This window comes from Chromobacterium sp. S0633 (assembly GCF_024158805.1).
Lineage (GTDB): Bacteria > Pseudomonadota > Gammaproteobacteria > Burkholderiales > Chromobacteriaceae > Chromobacterium.
This window is the reverse complement of the sequence record NZ_JAMZGH010000007.1, coordinates 69,101-84,620: the sequence shown is the minus strand read 5'-3', so window position 1 is coordinate 84,620 and position 15,520 is coordinate 69,101. Positions and strand designations below refer to the sequence as shown.

Here is a 15,520-nt window from a genome sequence, read left to right as displayed (position 1 = left end):
GCGACATCGCCTCCTCGCCGGCAAGCGCTCCCCGCCTTGCCGGCCTCCTGTTCAGCCCCCATTCCAACCATGACAGAAGCTCCCGACCTCATCGAAATCGAGTTGTCCGCTCCCTACCGCGTCAAGGGCGAGGCCGCCCGCGGCCAATCCGTCTGGCTGCTGGCCCGGCTCTGGCACGCCCAGCAGTTCGGCGACGGCGCGGTGTCCGCCGCCGCCCTGCGGCTAGGCTTTCCCGGCCAGAACAATATCCGCATGCTGATCTCGCGCGCGTTCGCCGACTTCGCCCGCTGGGGCGTGCAGGCCGGCTGGGGCGCCGCGCGCGGCCGGCCCATCGACACCCTGCCGCTGAACGGACGCAGCCGCGGTCCGTTCTGGCTGACGGCCGACATGGCCTCGCGGCTGCGTTTCCGCGCCGGCGGCGTCGAGGTGGAGCGGGATTGGCTGGAGCACTTCCTCGGTCTTCGCCGGGAAAAACCGGAAAGCCCGGCCGGCAATCTGTCCTATCTGATGCGCGACATGCGCTTTTGGCAACAGATGGCGCAGGCCATCCGCGACGAATACGACGGCTTCGGACGCCGCCCCAGCCGCCAGGTGGCGGAATCCTTCCACGTCGCGCGTCAATTCGCCGGAGACGATTTTCAGCAAGCGCTGGCCTTGATGAAAGAAAGCCTGGCCCTGCGCCGCAGCGCTCAACTGGACGGCAGCCGCAGCGCGCTGAAGCGGCTGGACCGAGTGCTGGACGCCGGCAGCGTCCATCACGCCCATCCCACCTTCGCCGCGATGGCCTGCATCGTCAAAGCCTGGGAGCGTTACTCCCAAGGCGACGCCGACGCGGCGCGGACCGCGCTGGAACACCTGCAAACCTCGCCGGAGCTACAGCCGGTTTTCCGCTACAACCCGCGTGTGCGCTTCGAATGCCTGAACCTGCTGGCCCTGCTGCACAAGCACGCCGCCACCAGCGGCGCCGGCGCCTCGCGCCAACGGGACGAGGCCGGCGCGGCGCTGCAAGCGCTGAGCGGCGCGCTGGAAGCGGCTTACGAGGCGGACTCCATCGACGCCGCCCAACATGTGGCCGCCAATATCGGCTGGTGCTTGTGGCTGTTCTGGCAGCAGGGGCTGGTCGACCCGGAACGCGAGCAGCGCGTAGGCGCGGTGCAGTTGCAGGCGATGCGCTGGCTTGGGCTGTCCGAATGGATTTGCGACCGCTTCGGCTACGGCAGCGGCTCCGCCTGGAATCTGATCTTCATCCTGCGCATCGCCCGCGGTAACTGCCCGCCGCCGCGTTCGCGTAGCCTCTCGGCCTTCCGCGCCCAGCAACCGCTGGCGCTGGAAGACGCCATCGCGGCCTTGCAGCCCTTGCACGCCTCCTTGTCTCCGGCCAAGGGCTTCAGCCGCTGGTCCTCGGCGGCGGTCCTGGCGCTGGACGAGCAACTCGCCGGCAACGCCGCCTTCCCTCCTCTGCAACAAGCCAATCTATTGCTGGAAGCCGCCTGGTTCCTGCTGCATGAGCAGGGCGCCGGCCGGGAGGCCGCGGACGCGCTGTCCCGCCTCCAAGCCTTGCTGCCGTCGCTGCGGCGCGGCGAGCGCAGCTTTTTCAACAGCGAGCTGCAACGGCTGCCCATCGAAGCGCCTCTGACCGACATCCGCCCAGAAAAATAGCCGGCAAGGCCGGCGGGGAACGGTAAGCAGCGTTTGGGTCTGTTCAGCGTCTCGCGAGCGAGGGCGGACAAGGCGAAAACCGCTGAGAAAGCGGAATGCACTCGTGGTGCATGAGCATTTCTAGGCGGTTTTCAACGCCGCATCGCCGACGCGTAGCAGGTCGTAAACAGGTTCTTAGGCCGGGTTCAGCACATGCACGGCCAGGCCGGCCACCGCGCCCTCGGTCGCGGCGACGAAGGCGCGCAGCGGCGGCGCGTCCAGGTGGCGGTCCAAGGCCGCCTTGCTGGTCCACTTCTCTATCACCACCAGGCTGTCCGCGCCATACGGCTGCGGCGAATCCGCGTGGTCCAGCGCCGGGCCGTACTCGATGCAGCCCTCTTCCTCGCGCACCAGGGGCACGATCGCATTCAACTCGCGCAAAATCACGGCGCGCTGGCCCGGCTTGGCGGTAATCACGGCTACTACATGCAACATGGCAATCCTCACAAAAGTCGGCGATACGCCGCCGCGCATCTCCGCGGCGGCCACAGGAATACGGCAGGCGCAGAAACAAATGGTTCGCCGCCGTCTATCGGGCAATAAAAATCGCCCGCCGAATTCGACTCATTGAAGGGGATGGAATTAGAAGGATTTCTAATATTTGGAGGGGAAAATAAAAAAAGCTCTGCAAACGCAGAGCTTTTAAATATTTGATACTTTTGGAATTCTTTGGTCGGGGCGAGAAGATTCGAACTTCCGACCCCCTGCACCCCATGCAGGTGCGCTACCAGGCTGCGCTACGCCCCGACTCGAGAGAAACGTATTCTAAACTGCTTTTTGATTTTTGCCAAGCCCTGAATCAAGCCATTCCAAAATCGCCTCCAACTCGGTCCTGACCTCCTGGGCCGTTGCCGGGCGCACTTCTTGGCCGTCCGCGCCCAGACGCTGGCGGGCGCCGTGGATGGTAAACCCGTCGTCATATAACAGACCGCGAATGCGCCTGACCAATAACACTTCGTGATGTTGGTAATAACGGCGGTTGCCGCGGCGCTTCACCTGGCGCAATTGGGAAAATTCCTGCTCCCAATAGCGCAGCACATGCGGTTTGACGCCGGTGAGCTCGCTCACCTCGCTAATGGTGAAGTAGCGCTTGGACGGTATCGGCGGCAGATCAGCCTTGCTTGTTGGCATGGAATTGCTCGACCATTCCCTTGAGTTTCTGACTAGCGTGGAACGTTACCACACGTCGCGCGGTGATGGGAATCTCTTCCCCGGTCTTGGGGTTGCGACCCGGACGCTGCGGCTTGTCGCGCAATTGGAAATTGCCGAAACCGGACAATTTGACGGAATCGCCGGACTCCAGGGCCTGGCGAATTTCCTCAAAGAACGATTCAACCATGTCCTTGGCTTCACGCTTGTTCAAACCCACTTGATCGAACAGCATGTCGGCCAGCTCAGCCTTGGTCAAAGTCATGTCACCCTCTCACACATCAATATTTCTAATCATTCAAAAGCCCGCCGACTCCGCGGCGGGCTCCACGCCTTGGGCTCAGCGCAACTGAGCGCCCAGCTCGGCGGCAACGCCGTCCAGCAGGGCCTTGAGCGCCGGCTCCACGTCTTCGTCGGTCAGCGTGCGACTATTGTCCTGCAACATCACGCGGAAGGCCAGACTCTTCTTGCCCTCTTCCACGCCTTTGCCGCGATAAACGTCGAACAAAGCCACTTCGCTGACGATGGCGGCGCCGTGTTTGGCGAAGCAGGCCAGCAATTGGGCCGTTTCCACCGCCTCGTCCACCACCAGCGCCAGATCGCGGCGCACCGCCTGGAACTTGCTCACCGGCTGCGCCTTGATGGGCTGCCGCGCTTCCGCCGCCGCCAGGTCAAGTTCGAACAGCACCGGCGCGCTGAGCAGATCGTATTGCTGCGCCCACTTGGGATGCAGTTCGCCGATCACGCCGACAACCACGCCATCCACCAGCACTTCGGCGCAACGGCCCGGATGGAAGGCCGGATGCACGGCCTTGCAGAAATCCGCGCGCCGCGGGTGCAACAGGGCTTCGACATCGGCTTTGACGTCGAAGAAATCGACGCGTTCGGCCTTGACGCCCCATTGCTCCGACAAGCGCGGACCCCAGGCGAGGCCGGCCACTTTTTCCGGCTGATCGAACCAGTCGGCGGATTTCTTGAACACGCGCGCCACTTCGAACACGCGCACGCGCGGCTGCTTGCGGTTGAGGTTGCCCACCAGCACGTCCACCAGGCCGCCGATCAGCGTAGAACGCATCACGCTCATCTGCGAGGCGATCGGGTTGATCAGGCGCACCGGTTGCTCATTGGCGGCGAAATCGCGCTCCCAGGCTTCGTCCACGAAAGCATAGCTGACGATTTCCTGATAGTCGCGGGCCGCCAGCAGATGGCGGATCTGATCGCGCGGGCGCAACTCTTCACGTTGCGCCAGCATGCGCATGCCGGAACGCGGCGCGTCGGCGGGGATCGCGTCGTAGCCGTATACCCGCGCCACTTCCTCGATCAGGTCTTCCTCGATCGCGATGTCGAAGCGGAAGGACGGCGCCTCCACGGTGAAGACTTCGCCGTCCAGACGGTGCGCCAGGCCCAGCCGTCCCAGAATTTCACCGATCTGCGCGCTGCTCAAGCTCACGCCCAACAGCTTGGCGCAACGCGGCACGCGCAGCTTGACCTCGCCGCGCCGCGGCAGTTCGGCCACGGCCTCCACCACCGGACCCGGCTGACCGCCGCAGATGTCCAGCACCAGGCGGGTGGCGCGTTCCATCGCTTCGCGCTGCAGCTGGAAGTCCACGCCGCGCTCGTAACGGAAGGAAGAATCGGAACCGAAGCCCAGCTCGCGCGCCTTGCCGGCAATCGCTTCCGGCGCGAAGAAGGCGCTTTCCAGGAAGATATCCGTGCTGGCGACGGTGACGCCGCTGTGCTCGCCGCCCATGATGCCGGCGATGGCCAGCGCCTTGGTCTGGTCCGCGATCACCATGTAATCGGACTTGAGCTTGACGGTTTTCTCGTTCAGGCACAGCAGTTCTTCGCCGTCCTTGGCCATGCGCACGACGATGCCGCCGTCCAGCTTGGCTAGGTCGAAGGCGTGCATCGGCTGGCCTTGTTCCAACAATACGTAGTTGGTGATGTCGACCACGGCGGAAATCGAACGCAGGCCGGCGCGCTCCAGGCGGCGGCGCATCCATTCCGGCGTGGCGGCGGCGGCGTTGACGCCCTTGAGCGCACGGCCCAGGTAGCGGCCGCAGCCAGCGGCGGCGTCTATGCTCACCGACAGCGCGTCGTCGATGACCGGGGCCACCGCGGGAATGGCCACCGGCGCCAGTTCTGCGCCGGTCAGCGCCGCCACTTCGCGCGCGATGCCGCGGATGGACAGGCAGTCGGCGCGGTTGGGGGTGATTTTCAGCGTGAACAGCTGGTCGTCCAGGCCCAGGTAGTCGCGTATGCTCTGCCCCGCCGGCGCGTCGGCCGGCAGCACCAGCAGGCCGTCGACCTCGTCCGGCACGCCCAGCTCCTTGCCGGAGCACAGCATGCCGTTGGATTCGACGCCGCGCATCTTGGTCGGCTTGATCTTGAAATCGCCGGGCAGCGCGGCGCCGGGCAAGGCGCACGGCACTTTCAGGCCGACGGCGACATTGGGCGCGCCGCAGACGATCTGCACCAGTTCGCCCGTGCCCACGTCCACCTTGGTCACGCGCAGGCGGTCGGCGTTTTCGTGCTTGGCCACTTCCTTGACTTCGGCCACCACCACGCCGCTGAAGGCCGGCGCGGCGGCGTTGACTTCCTCCACCTCCAGACCCGCCATGGTCAGCAGGTAGGACAGCTCGTCGGTGCTCAGCGACGGATTAACCCAGCTTCTCAGCCATTGTTCGGAAAATTGCATAGTATTCGGCTCCGTACGCGATCAGTTGAACTGTCTCAGGAAGTTGAGGTCGTTCTCGAAGAACAGCCGCAGGTCGTTGACGCCATAGCGCAGCATGGCGAAACGATCGAGACCGATGCCGAAGGCGAAGCCGGTGTAACGCTCCGGGTCGATGTTGACATTGCGCAACACATTGGGGTGCACCATGCCGCAGCCGCCCACTTCCAGCCAGCCGCGCTCGCCCAACACGTCGATTTCCGCCGAGGGCTCGGTGAAGGGGAAGAAGGACGGACGGAAGCGCACTTGCAGATCGTCGCGCTCGAAGAAACGGCGCAGGAAGTCGGTCACCACCGCCTTGAGGTCGGCGAAGGACACGCCCTCTTCCACCCACAGGCCTTCCATCTGGTGGAACATCGGCGAATGGGTGGCGTCGGAGTCCACGCGGTATACGCGGCCCGGGGCCACGATCTTGATAGGCGGCTGATTGTTCATCATGAAGCGCGCCTGGATCGGGCTGGTATGCGTGCGCAGCACGTCGCCGCCTTCCACGTAGAAGGTGTCGGCCATCGCGCGCGCGGGATGGTTTTCCGGGATGTTCAGCGCCTGGAAATTGTAGAAATCTGTTTCGATCTCCGGGCCGTCCGCCACTTCAAAACCCATGGTGCGGAACAGGCCGGCGATGCGCTCCAGCGTCAGCGCCACCGGGTGCAGGCCGCCGCCGTTGCTGCCGCGCCCCGGCAGGGTCACGTCCAGCGCCTCGGCGGCCAGTTGCGCCTCCAGCTTGGCGGCGTTCAATTGGTCGAGGCGCTGCTTGTGCGCGGCCTCAAAAGCCTGCTTGGCCACATTGATGGTGGCGCCGGCGGCCTTGCGCTCTTCGGCGGGCAGCTTGCCCAGCTGTTTCAGGAGTTCGGTCAACTCGCCGCTCTTGCCCAGATAGCGGGCCTTGACCTGCTCCAGTTCAAGAAGATCGGCCGCCGCGGCTACCGCGGCCAGACCGGATTGGAGAATCGCGTCAACGTTGTTCATCGTGTTCCACACCGTATGCGAAAGAAAGCTGGCCACACGCGCCCCAGCACTCGGGCGAGTCTGGCCAACCGTCTTGATCTTGAGTCATGCCTGCGGCCGGGCCGCATCAAAAAAAAGGGAGGCAAGATTGCCTCCCTTTTGATCCGTCCGGGCGATTAAGCAGCGAGGCTTGCTTTCGCCTTTTCGACGATCTGTGCAAAAGCCGGCTTGTCGAACACGGCCAGGTCGGCCAGGACCTTGCGGTCGATTTCGATAGAGGCTTTTTTCAGGCCGTTCATGAATTTGCTGTACGGCAGGCCGTTTTCACGAGCAGCTGCGTTGATACGAGCAATCCACAGTTGACGGAACTGACGCTTTTTCTGACGACGGTCACGGTAGGCGTACTGACCGGCTTTCATCACCGCCTGTTTGGCGATGCGATAGACGTTCTTCCGGCGGCCGCGATAGCCTTTCGCCAGTGCGAGGATTTTCTTGTGACGAGCACGAGCGGTTACACCGCGTTTTACGCGTGGCATATCTTAGTCTCCTTAAGCGTAGGGCATCATTGCGCGAACAGAGGCCATATTGGTGCTATCTACCATGGTAGTACCACGCAGTTGGCGCTTGTTCTTGGTGGTTTTCTTGGTCAGGATGTGACGCTTGAACGCGTAAGAGCGCTTTACACCACCATTGCCCAGTACTTTGAGACGCTTTTTCGCGCTCGACTTGGTTTTCATTTTCGGCATGGACTGCTCCTGCTGAATTTTGATTAGATTAGACGCGAGGTGGCTGCCGGACGAATCCGGAAACGCTTGAAAAACCATCGTGTCACGCTTTTGGGCAGATCGTTGCCGACCTACAAAATCAACACGGCAGAGCGAACCCTGCCGTGTCAGTTTGATGATTATACCGATTATTTCTTCTTCGGCGCAATCATCATGACCATCTGGCGGCCTTCCAGCTTGGGAAACTGCTCAACCACCGCAATTTCGGACAAATCGGCTTCGACACGCTTAAGCAACTCCAAACCGATGTTCTGGTGGGCCATCTCACGACCGCGGAAGCGCAGGGTGACCTTGGCTTTGTCGCCGTCAGCCAGGAATCGGGTCAAGTTGCGCAACTTGACGTTGTAGTCGCCGTCGTCGGTGCCCGGACGGAACTTGATTTCCTTGATCTGAACCTGTTTCTGCTTCTGCTTGGCTTCGTGACGCTTCTTGGACTGCTCGTACTTGTACTTGCCGTAGTCCATCAGCTTGCATACCGGAGGCTGCGCGGTCGGGGAAATCTCCACCAGATCCACATCGCCTTCCTCCGCCAGCGCCATTGCCTCACGCAGACTGACAACACCAATCTGCTCACCTTCTTTACCTACCAGACGAATTTCACGGGCGGTAATCTCGCCGTTGATCCGTGCTTCGCGTTCCTGAGCTATAGCCAAATCTCCTATTAATCTAAACTCAATGCCTGCCGTCGCCGGAATCAGGCCCCAGGCATCTCAGCCTTGAGGCGCGCAATCAGCGCATCCAGCGTAAGCTGCCCCAGGTCTTCCCCGCGGGAGCGTACGGCAACCAACTCGCCAGCCTTCTCCTTGTCGCCGACGATGATCTGATACGGCAACTTTTGCAGACTGTGCTCGCGAATTTTATAGCCGATCTTCTCGTTTCTCAAGTCAAGATCAACGCGGAAGCCTTGTTCGCGCAGTTTGGCGGCCACATTGGCCGCGTATTCGGCCTGCGCTTCGGTGATATTCATCACCACCATCTGCACCGGAGCCAGCCACAAGGGGAAGGCGCCGGCGTGGTTTTCGATCAGGATGCCGAGGAAGCGCTCCAGCGAACCCAGCGCCGCGCGGTGCAGCATCACCGGGCGCTTGCGGCTGTTGTCGTCGGCCACGTATTCGGCGTCCAGACGCTCCGGCAGCATGAAGTCCAGCTGCAGGGTGCCGCACTGCCAGGAACGGCCCAGCGCGTCCTTGATGTGGTATTCGATCTTGGGGCCGTAGAACGCGCCCTCGCCCGGCAGCTCTTCCCACTCCACGCCGCAGGCGCGCAGCGCTTCGCGCATGCCTTCTTCCGCCTTGTCCCAGGTGGATTCTTCGCCGATGCGTTTTTCCGGACGCAGCGCCAGCTTGATCGCCACCTTGTCGAAGCCGAAGCGCTCGTACACTTCCATCACCAGGCGATGGAAATCCTTGGCCTCCTGGTTGATCTGGTCTTCGGTACAGAAGATGTGGCCATCGTCCTGCACGAAGCCGCGCACGCGCATGATGCCGTGCAGCGCGCCGGACGGCTCGTTGCGGTGGCAGGAGCCGAACTCGGCGTAGCGCAGCGGCAGATCGCGATAAGAACGCAGACCGCTATTGAACACCTGCACATGGCCCGGGCAGTTCATCGGCTTGACCGCGTAGTCGCGCTTTTCCGATTCGGTGATGAACATGTTCTCGCGGTAGTTGGCGGCGTGGCCGGAACGCTCCCACAGATGGGCGTCCATCATCATCGGGGTGCGGATTTCCTTATAGCCTTCGCGGTTCAGCTTCTCGCGCATGTATTGCTCGACGCTCTGCCACAGCTGCCAGCCCTTGGGATGCCAGAACACCATGCCCGGCGCCTCGTCCTGCAGGTGGAACAGGTCCAGTTGCACGCCCAGCTTGCGATGGTCGCGCTTTTCCGCCTCTTCCAACATATAGAGATAGGCGTCCAGGTCTTCTTTCTTGGCCCAGGCGGTGCCGTAAACGCGCTGCAGCATTTCATTCTTGCTGTCGCCGCGCCAGTAAGCGCCAGCCACCTTCATCAGCTTGAACACCTTGAGCTTGCCGGTGGACGGCACGTGGGGACCGCGGCACAGGTCGGTGAATTCGCCCTCGCGGTACAGGCTCAGCACTTCGCCCTGCGGGATGGATTCGATGATCTCGGCCTTATAGGCCTCGCCTATGCTCTTGAAGTAGGCGATGGCTTCGTCGCGCGGCAGCTCGTAACGCTCCACCGGGATGTCTTTCTTCGCCAGCTCGGCCATTTTCTTTTCAATGGCGGCCAGGTCTTCCGGCGTGAACGGGCGCTTGTAGGCGAAATCGTAGTAGAAGCCGTTTTCGATCTCCGGCCCGATGGTGACCTGGGCTTCCGGGAACAGCTCCTTCACCGCATAGGCCAGCAAGTGGGCGGTGGAGTGGCGGATGATGGACAGGCCGTCCGCGTCCTTGTCGGTGATGATGGCCAGGTCGGCATTGCGGTCGATGGCGTAAGAGGTGTCCACCAGCGCGCCGTCCACGCGGCCGGCGAGCGCCGCGCGAGCCAAGCCTGCGCCGATGGATGCGGCCACTTCATGAACCGTTACCGGTTTATCGAACGAACGGATCGAGCCGTCCGGCAAGCGAATGTCTGGCATGTCAACTCCAACAAGGCGAGAGAGAAATTTTTAGAAAGCTTAGGATAAAAAAAAAGTGCGGCCTGAGCCGCACTTTTTTTGCATGGAACAACCCGCAAGGCTCAGCTAGCGTGAGTATGTCGGGTTGTGGTAGTTCGCAAGTTGGACACTTGTAACGCTCCATGCGTTTGAATTTTGGTAGGCACGATTGGACTCGAACCAACGACCCCCACCATGTCAAGGTGGTGCTCTAACCAGCTGAGCTACGTGCCTGTCGTCGAGCTGCGAATACTAAACAAGCCCGCTACGCTTGGCAAGCGTTTTTTTCATCCGCCGCGAGGAAGAAACCGCGACAAAGCCCCAGCGGGCGCGGCTTACGGTATACTAGCCGGCTGATTTTGCTAAACAAACATACCAGAGCAATCCCCGAATCATGCTGAAGTTTACCGTACATAAAACCTCCGGCGGCGCGCGGCGCGGCACGCTGGAGCTGAACCACGGCACCGTGGAGACGCCGGTGTTCCAGCCGGTGGGCACTTACGGCTCGGTCAAGGCGATGAGCCCGGTCGAGCTGAACGACATCGGCGCCCAGATCATTCTGGGCAACACTTTCCACCTGTGGCTGCGCCCGGGCCTGGAGATCGTCGAACAGTTCGGCGGCCTGCACGAGTTCATCGGCTGGGACAAACCCATCCTCACCGATTCCGGCGGCTTCCAGGTGTTCAGCCTGTCCGATATGCGCAAGCTGACCGAGGAAGGCTGCACCTTCCAAAGCCCGATCAACGGCGACAAGCTGTTCCTGAGCCCGGAAATCTCGATGAAGATCCAGACCGTGCTCAACTCCGACATCGTGATGCAGCTGGACGAGTGCACGCCGGGCCAGGTGGATCACGCCACCGCGCAGAAGTCGCTGCAGATGAGCTTGCGCTGGGCAGAGCGCTCGCGCCGCGCCTTCGACGATCTGAAAAACCCCAATGCGCTGTTCGGCATCGTCCAGGGCAACCTTTATACCGATTTGCGCCAGGAATCGCTGGAAGGCCTGATGCAGGTCGGCTTCGACGGCATCGCCATCGGCGGCCTGTCGGTGGGCGAGCCCAAGCCTGAGATGTACCGGATGCTGACCGAGTTGAAGGACATGCTGCCGGCGGAGAAGCCGCATTATCTGATGGGCGTGGGCACGCCGGAGGATTTGGTGCACGGCGTGGCCAACGGCGTGGACATGTTCGATTGCGTGATGCCGACGCGCAACGCGCGCAACGGCTGGATCTTCACCCAGTGGGGCGACGTCAAGATCAAGAACGCGCGCTACAAGGACGACAAGAAGCCGCTGGACGAGGAATGCGAGTGCTACGCCTGCCGCAACTTCAGCCGCGCTTACCTGCATCATCTGCACCGCGTCGGCGAGATTCTGGGCGCCCGCCTCAACACCATACACAATCTGCATTATTACCAGGAGCTGATGCGCCAGATGCGCCGCGCCATCGAGGAAGACCGTTTCGAGGACTTCCGCCTGGAGTTCGCCGCCAAGCGCGCCCGCGGCGTCAACTGAGGAACCACCTGCGCGGTCGGCCTGTCACAGGCCTGACCGTCGCAAGCATTGGAAAAAGCGGACCAGCATGGCTACAATGGTCCGTTTATTTCGACCAGCCATAACAATACATAATCTAAGGGAGTAGTTTGATGTCCTTTATCAGCCCCGCCTTCGCCAACACCGGCGCCGCAGTAGGAGGTTTCGACCTGATGGGCTTCCTGCCCATGATCGCCATCTTCGTGCTGTTCTGGTTCCTGATGGTGCGCCCGCAGCAGAAGCGCATGAAAGAGCATCAGAAGATGCTGTCGGAAATCCAGAAGGGCGATGAAGTCGCCACCCAGGGCGGCATCGTCGGCCGCGTGGCCAAGATCGGCGAACAGTTCCTGACTCTGGAAATCGCCAACGGCGTGGAAATCACCGTTCAGCGCGGCTCGGTTTCCGCCAAGCTGGAAAAAGGCACGCTGAAGTCGCTGTAAGGATTCAGCCGACGGCCACCGCAGCGCGCTGCCGGTGGCCGGTTCATTTTCTTTTCCCGAACTAAAACATGAACCGCTACCCTCTTTGGAAATACCTCGTCATTGCGGTGGCCCTGATCCTTTCCGCGATCTACACGCTACCCAATTTCTACGGCGAGACTCCCGCGGTCCAGGTCTCCAGCTCGCGCCAATCCATTCCGGTGGACACCGCCGTGATGACGCGCGTGGAAGAGGCGCTGAAAGCGCAGAACATCTCTCCCGACGGCCTGTTCCTCGACGGAACCAGCCTGCGAGTCCGCTTCAAGGACGCCGACACCCAGCTCAAGGCGCGCGACGCCATCCAGCACGCGCTGGGCGACAACTACATCATCGCGCTTAATCTGCTGTCCGCCTCCCCCGCCTGGCTGACCAGCCTGAAGGCGCATCCGATGTTCCTCGGCCTCGACCTGCGCGGCGGCGTGCACTTCCTGCTGGAAGTGGACATGAAGGCCGCCATCGACAAGACGATGGAACGCTACGCCGGCGACTTGCGCCGCGAGCTGAAGAACAAGAAAGTCCGCTACGGCGCGATCAAGCGCAACGGCAATACGCTGGAAGTGCAGCTGCGCGACGCCGATACGCTCAAGGCCACTCAGGACGTGGTCTACCGCAGCCTGCCCTCGCTCACCGTCAAGAGCGACGACGGCAACTACCGGCTGACGCTGACCCTGAAGCCGGAAGAGATCACCAAGATCCAGGGCGACGCGGTCAAACAGAACATCACCACCCTGCATAACCGCGTCAATGAGCTGGGCACCTCCGAGCCCATCATTCAGCAGAACGGCCCCAACCGCATCGTGGTGCAGCTGCCCGGCATCCAGGACACCGCCCGCGCCAAGGACATCATCGGCCGCACCGCCACGCTGGAAGTGCGCATGGTGGAAGACGACCCGAGCAAGATGGCCGACGCGATGGCCGGCAACGTGCCGGCCGGCTACGAGCTGCTGGACGAAGCCTCTTCCCGCGGCGTGCAGAAGATTCTGGTGCGCAAGGACGTTGAACTGACCGGCGACAATATCAACGACGCCCAGGCCGGCTTCGACGAAAACGGCGCGCCCGCCGTCCACATCAATCTGGACTCCGCCGGCGCCTCCATCTTCCGTCAGGTGACCGCCGAGAACATCGGCCGCCGCATGGCGATGGTGCTGGTGGAAAAAGGCCGCGCCGAAGTGGTGACCGCCCCGGTGATCCGCTCCGAAATCGGCGGCGGCCGCGTACAGATCTCCGGCAGCATGAACCCGGCCGAAGCCAATGACACCGCCCTGCTCTTGCGCGCCGGTTCGCTGGCCGCGCCGATGAACATCGTCGAAGAGCGCACCGTAGGCCCGAGCCTGGGTCAGGAAAACATCGAGAAAGGCTTCCACGCCACGCTGTGGGGCTTTGCCGCCATCGCCACCTTCATGGTCCTGTACTACGGCATGTTCGGCGTGTTCTCCGCGCTGTCGCTGGCGATCAACGTCTTCCTGCTGCTGGCGCTCTTGTCCATGATCCAGGCCACGCTGACCCTGCCCGGCATCGCCGCCATCGCGCTGGCGCTGGGCATGGCCATCGACGCCAACGTGCTGATCAACGAGCGCATCCGCGAGGAGCTGCGCAACGGCGTGCCGCCGCATTCGGCGATCCAGGCCGGTTACACCCACGCCTGGCACACCATTCTGGACTCCAACGTCACCACGCTGATCGCCGGCCTCGCGCTGCTGATCTTTGGCTCCGGCGCGGTGCGCGGCTTCGCCGTGGTGCACAGCCTGGGCATCCTGACCTCGATGTTCTCCGCGGTGGTGATTTCCCGCGGCCTGGTCAACCTGTGGTACGGCCGCCGCCGCAAACTGACCACGCTGGCCATCGGCCAAGTGTGGAAACCGGAAAACAAAGGATAAGGACCGGATATGGAGCTTTTCCGCATCAAACGGGACATCCCGTTCATGAGCTACGGCCGGCTCACCACGACCATCTCGCTGGTGACCTTCATCCTGGCCATCTTCTTCCTGGCCACCCGCGGCCTGAACTACAGCGTGGAATTCACCGGCGGCACCGTGCTGGAAGTGCAGTACCAGCAGTCCGCCGACCTGGGCGCCATCCGCGACAAGGTGGACGAGCTCAAGCTGGGCGAATCCACGGTGCAGAGCCTGGGCAGCAGCCGCGACGTGATGATACGCCTGCCCAACAAGCCGGGCGTCACCTCCGCCCAGCTGTCGGAAAAAGTGATGGCCATGCTCAAGGCCGGCGATCCTCAAGTGCAACTGCGCAAAGTGGACTTCGTCGGCCCCAGCGTGGGCGAGGAACTGGTGACCCACGGTCTGACCGCCACCATCCTGGTGTGCGTGGGCATCATGATCTACCTGGCCATCCGCTTTGAATGGCGTTTCGCCATCGCGGCCATCATCGCCAACATGCACGACGTGGTGATCATCCTGGGCTGCTTCGCCTTCTTCCGCTGGGAGTTTTCGCTGACCGTGCTGGCCGGCATCCTGGCGGTGCTGGGCTACTCGGTGAACGAATCGGTGGTGGTGTTCGACCGGATTCGCGAGAACTTCCGCAAGCCGGGCATGAAGGGCCACAGCGTGGCCGAAGTCATCGACAACGCCATCACCGCCACGATGAGCCGCACCATCATCACCCACTTCTCCACCGAGATGATGGTGGTGTCCATGCTGCTGTTCGGCGGCCCGGCGCTGCACGGCTTCGCGATGGCGCTGACCATCGGCATCGTGTTCGGCATTTACTCCTCGGTGCTGGTCGCCAGCCCGATCGCCCTGTGGCTGGGCGTGAAGCGCGAACATATGATCAAGCCGGTGAAACCAAAAGAAGAAGCGGTCGTCTGACCACTTCCCTCATGAGCCTCATTTAAAAAGGTTCTGATTGCTGGCCGGCTTGTCCGGCCAGTTGTACTTTCAACCCGAGCAGCACCCTTACCGAGCGCAACGACATCATGGAAGCCATCACTTTTCTGATCGACTTCATCCTGCACATCGACACTCATCTGTCCCAGCTGGTGGCCGCCTACGGCCCCTGGATCTACGCCATTCTGTTTCTGATCGTATTCTGCGAAACCGGACTGGTGGTCACCCCCTTCCTGCCCGGCGACTCGCTGCTCTTCGTCGCCGGCGCGCTGGCGGCCATGGGCCAGATGAACCCGCACTTGCTGGTGCTGCTCCTGATCGTCGCCGCCATCCTCGGCGATGCGACCAACTACGCCATCGGCCGCAACGTCGGCATGAAGCTGTTCGACAAGTTTCCGCGCATCCTGAAGCCGCAATACCTGGACCGGACCCACGCCTTCTACGAACGCCATGGCGGCAAAACCATCATTTTCGCCCGCTTCGTGCCCATCGTGCGCACCTTCGCGCCCTTCGTCGCCGGCATCGGCAAGATGCACTACCCGCAGTTCCTGCGCTACAACGTGGTGGGCGCCATCGCCTGGGTGGTCGGCTTCACTTACGCCGGCTATTTCTTCGGCAACCTGCCCTTCGTGCGCAAGAACCTGGAATTGCTGATCTTCGGCATCATCCTGGTCTCCTTCCTGCCGGGGTTGATTGAAATCTGGCGCCACAAGCGCGCGGCCGCCCGCGGCTGATCCGTAGTAGA

General features: G+C 62.2%; 15 protein-coding genes and 2 tRNA genes. 6 read left to right on the top strand and 11 right to left on the bottom strand.

Features of this window, described 5'->3' with window-relative positions:
- The first annotated feature begins 69 nt into the window (after nt 1-69).
- Nucleotides 70-1,659, top strand: a complete 1,590-nt coding sequence (locus NK214_RS07320) for a hypothetical protein (RefSeq protein WP_253314125.1) — start codon at nt 70-72, stop codon at nt 1,657-1,659.
- Nucleotides 1,660-1,833: 174 nt separating this feature from the next.
- Here NK214_RS07320 and NK214_RS07315 read toward each other — a convergent pair whose 3' ends face one another.
- From NK214_RS07315 to NK214_RS07265, 11 genes are all read right to left on the bottom strand, one after another.
- Entirely contained in the window at nt 1,834-2,133 is a 300-nt protein-coding gene (locus NK214_RS07315; RefSeq protein WP_227107613.1) for a putative quinol monooxygenase, read from the bottom strand.
- Between the two features lie 235 nt (nt 2,134-2,368).
- A tRNA-Pro gene (locus NK214_RS07310) sits at nt 2,369-2,445 on the bottom strand.
- Between the two features lie 18 nt (nt 2,446-2,463).
- Nucleotides 2,464-2,829: a MerR family transcriptional regulator gene (locus NK214_RS07305; protein ID WP_107800244.1), complete on the bottom strand. Its 366-nt coding sequence runs from the start codon at nt 2,827-2,829 to the stop codon at nt 2,464-2,466.
- Nucleotides 2,810-3,112, bottom strand: coding sequence for an integration host factor subunit alpha (locus NK214_RS07300; RefSeq protein ID WP_019103243.1), 303 nt, complete (start codon nt 3,110-3,112; stop codon nt 2,810-2,812). The genes NK214_RS07305 and NK214_RS07300 overlap by 20 nt, the downstream gene beginning before the upstream one ends.
- A 75-nt stretch (nt 3,113-3,187) precedes the next feature.
- Nucleotides 3,188-5,545, bottom strand: a complete 2,358-nt coding sequence (pheT, locus tag NK214_RS07295) for a phenylalanine--tRNA ligase subunit beta (protein ID WP_253314124.1) — start codon at nt 5,543-5,545, stop codon at nt 3,188-3,190.
- Between the two features lie 21 nt (nt 5,546-5,566).
- A complete protein-coding gene (gene pheS, locus NK214_RS07290; RefSeq protein WP_107800246.1) occupies nt 5,567-6,550 on the bottom strand; it encodes a phenylalanine--tRNA ligase subunit alpha in 984 nt (327 codons plus the stop codon).
- A gap of 155 nt (nt 6,551-6,705) precedes the next feature.
- Nucleotides 6,706-7,065, bottom strand: coding sequence for a 50S ribosomal protein L20 (gene rplT, locus NK214_RS07285; protein ID WP_019103240.1), 360 nt, complete (start codon nt 7,063-7,065; stop codon nt 6,706-6,708).
- 12 nt (nt 7,066-7,077) lie between these two features.
- A complete protein-coding gene (rpmI, locus tag NK214_RS07280) occupies nt 7,078-7,275 on the bottom strand; it encodes a 50S ribosomal protein L35 (protein WP_019103239.1) in 198 nt (65 codons plus the stop codon).
- A gap of 167 nt (nt 7,276-7,442) precedes the next feature.
- Entirely contained in the window at nt 7,443-7,967 is a 525-nt protein-coding gene (gene infC, locus NK214_RS07275) for a translation initiation factor IF-3 (RefSeq protein WP_081556240.1), read from the bottom strand.
- A 41-nt stretch (nt 7,968-8,008) separates the two neighbouring features.
- Nucleotides 8,009-9,910, bottom strand: a complete 1,902-nt coding sequence (gene thrS / locus NK214_RS07270; protein ID WP_107800247.1) for a threonine--tRNA ligase — start codon at nt 9,908-9,910, stop codon at nt 8,009-8,011.
- A gap of 175 nt (nt 9,911-10,085) precedes the next feature.
- Nucleotides 10,086-10,162: transfer RNA gene (locus tag NK214_RS07265), tRNA-Val, on the bottom strand.
- 160 nt (nt 10,163-10,322) lie between these two features.
- Between NK214_RS07265 and tgt the strand changes: the two genes are divergently transcribed.
- The 5 genes from tgt to NK214_RS07240 all read left to right on the top strand — a co-directional run bounded on the left by tgt (nt 10,323) and on the right by NK214_RS07240 (nt 15,509).
- Nucleotides 10,323-11,438, top strand: a complete 1,116-nt coding sequence (gene tgt, locus NK214_RS07260) for a tRNA guanosine(34) transglycosylase Tgt (RefSeq protein ID WP_107800248.1) — start codon at nt 10,323-10,325, stop codon at nt 11,436-11,438.
- Between the two features lie 131 nt (nt 11,439-11,569).
- Nucleotides 11,570-11,896, top strand: coding sequence for a preprotein translocase subunit YajC (gene yajC / locus NK214_RS07255; protein ID WP_043633815.1), 327 nt, complete (start codon nt 11,570-11,572; stop codon nt 11,894-11,896).
- 68 nt (nt 11,897-11,964) lie between these two features.
- The gene (gene secD, locus NK214_RS07250; protein ID WP_107800249.1) at nt 11,965-13,812 is read left to right on the top strand and encodes a protein translocase subunit SecD; all 1,848 of its coding nucleotides are present in this window, start codon (nt 11,965-11,967) and stop codon (nt 13,810-13,812) included.
- 9 nt (nt 13,813-13,821) lie between these two features.
- Nucleotides 13,822-14,757 carry a protein translocase subunit SecF gene (gene secF / locus NK214_RS07245; protein WP_107800250.1) on the top strand — a complete coding sequence of 312 codons (936 nt, stop codon included), beginning with the start codon at nt 13,822-13,824 and terminating at the stop codon, nt 14,755-14,757.
- A gap of 107 nt (nt 14,758-14,864) precedes the next feature.
- On the top strand, nt 14,865-15,509 hold the full coding sequence (locus NK214_RS07240; RefSeq protein WP_107800251.1) for a DedA family protein: 645 nt from the start codon (nt 14,865-14,867) through the stop codon (nt 15,507-15,509).
- Nucleotides 15,510-15,520: the final 11 nt, after the last annotated feature.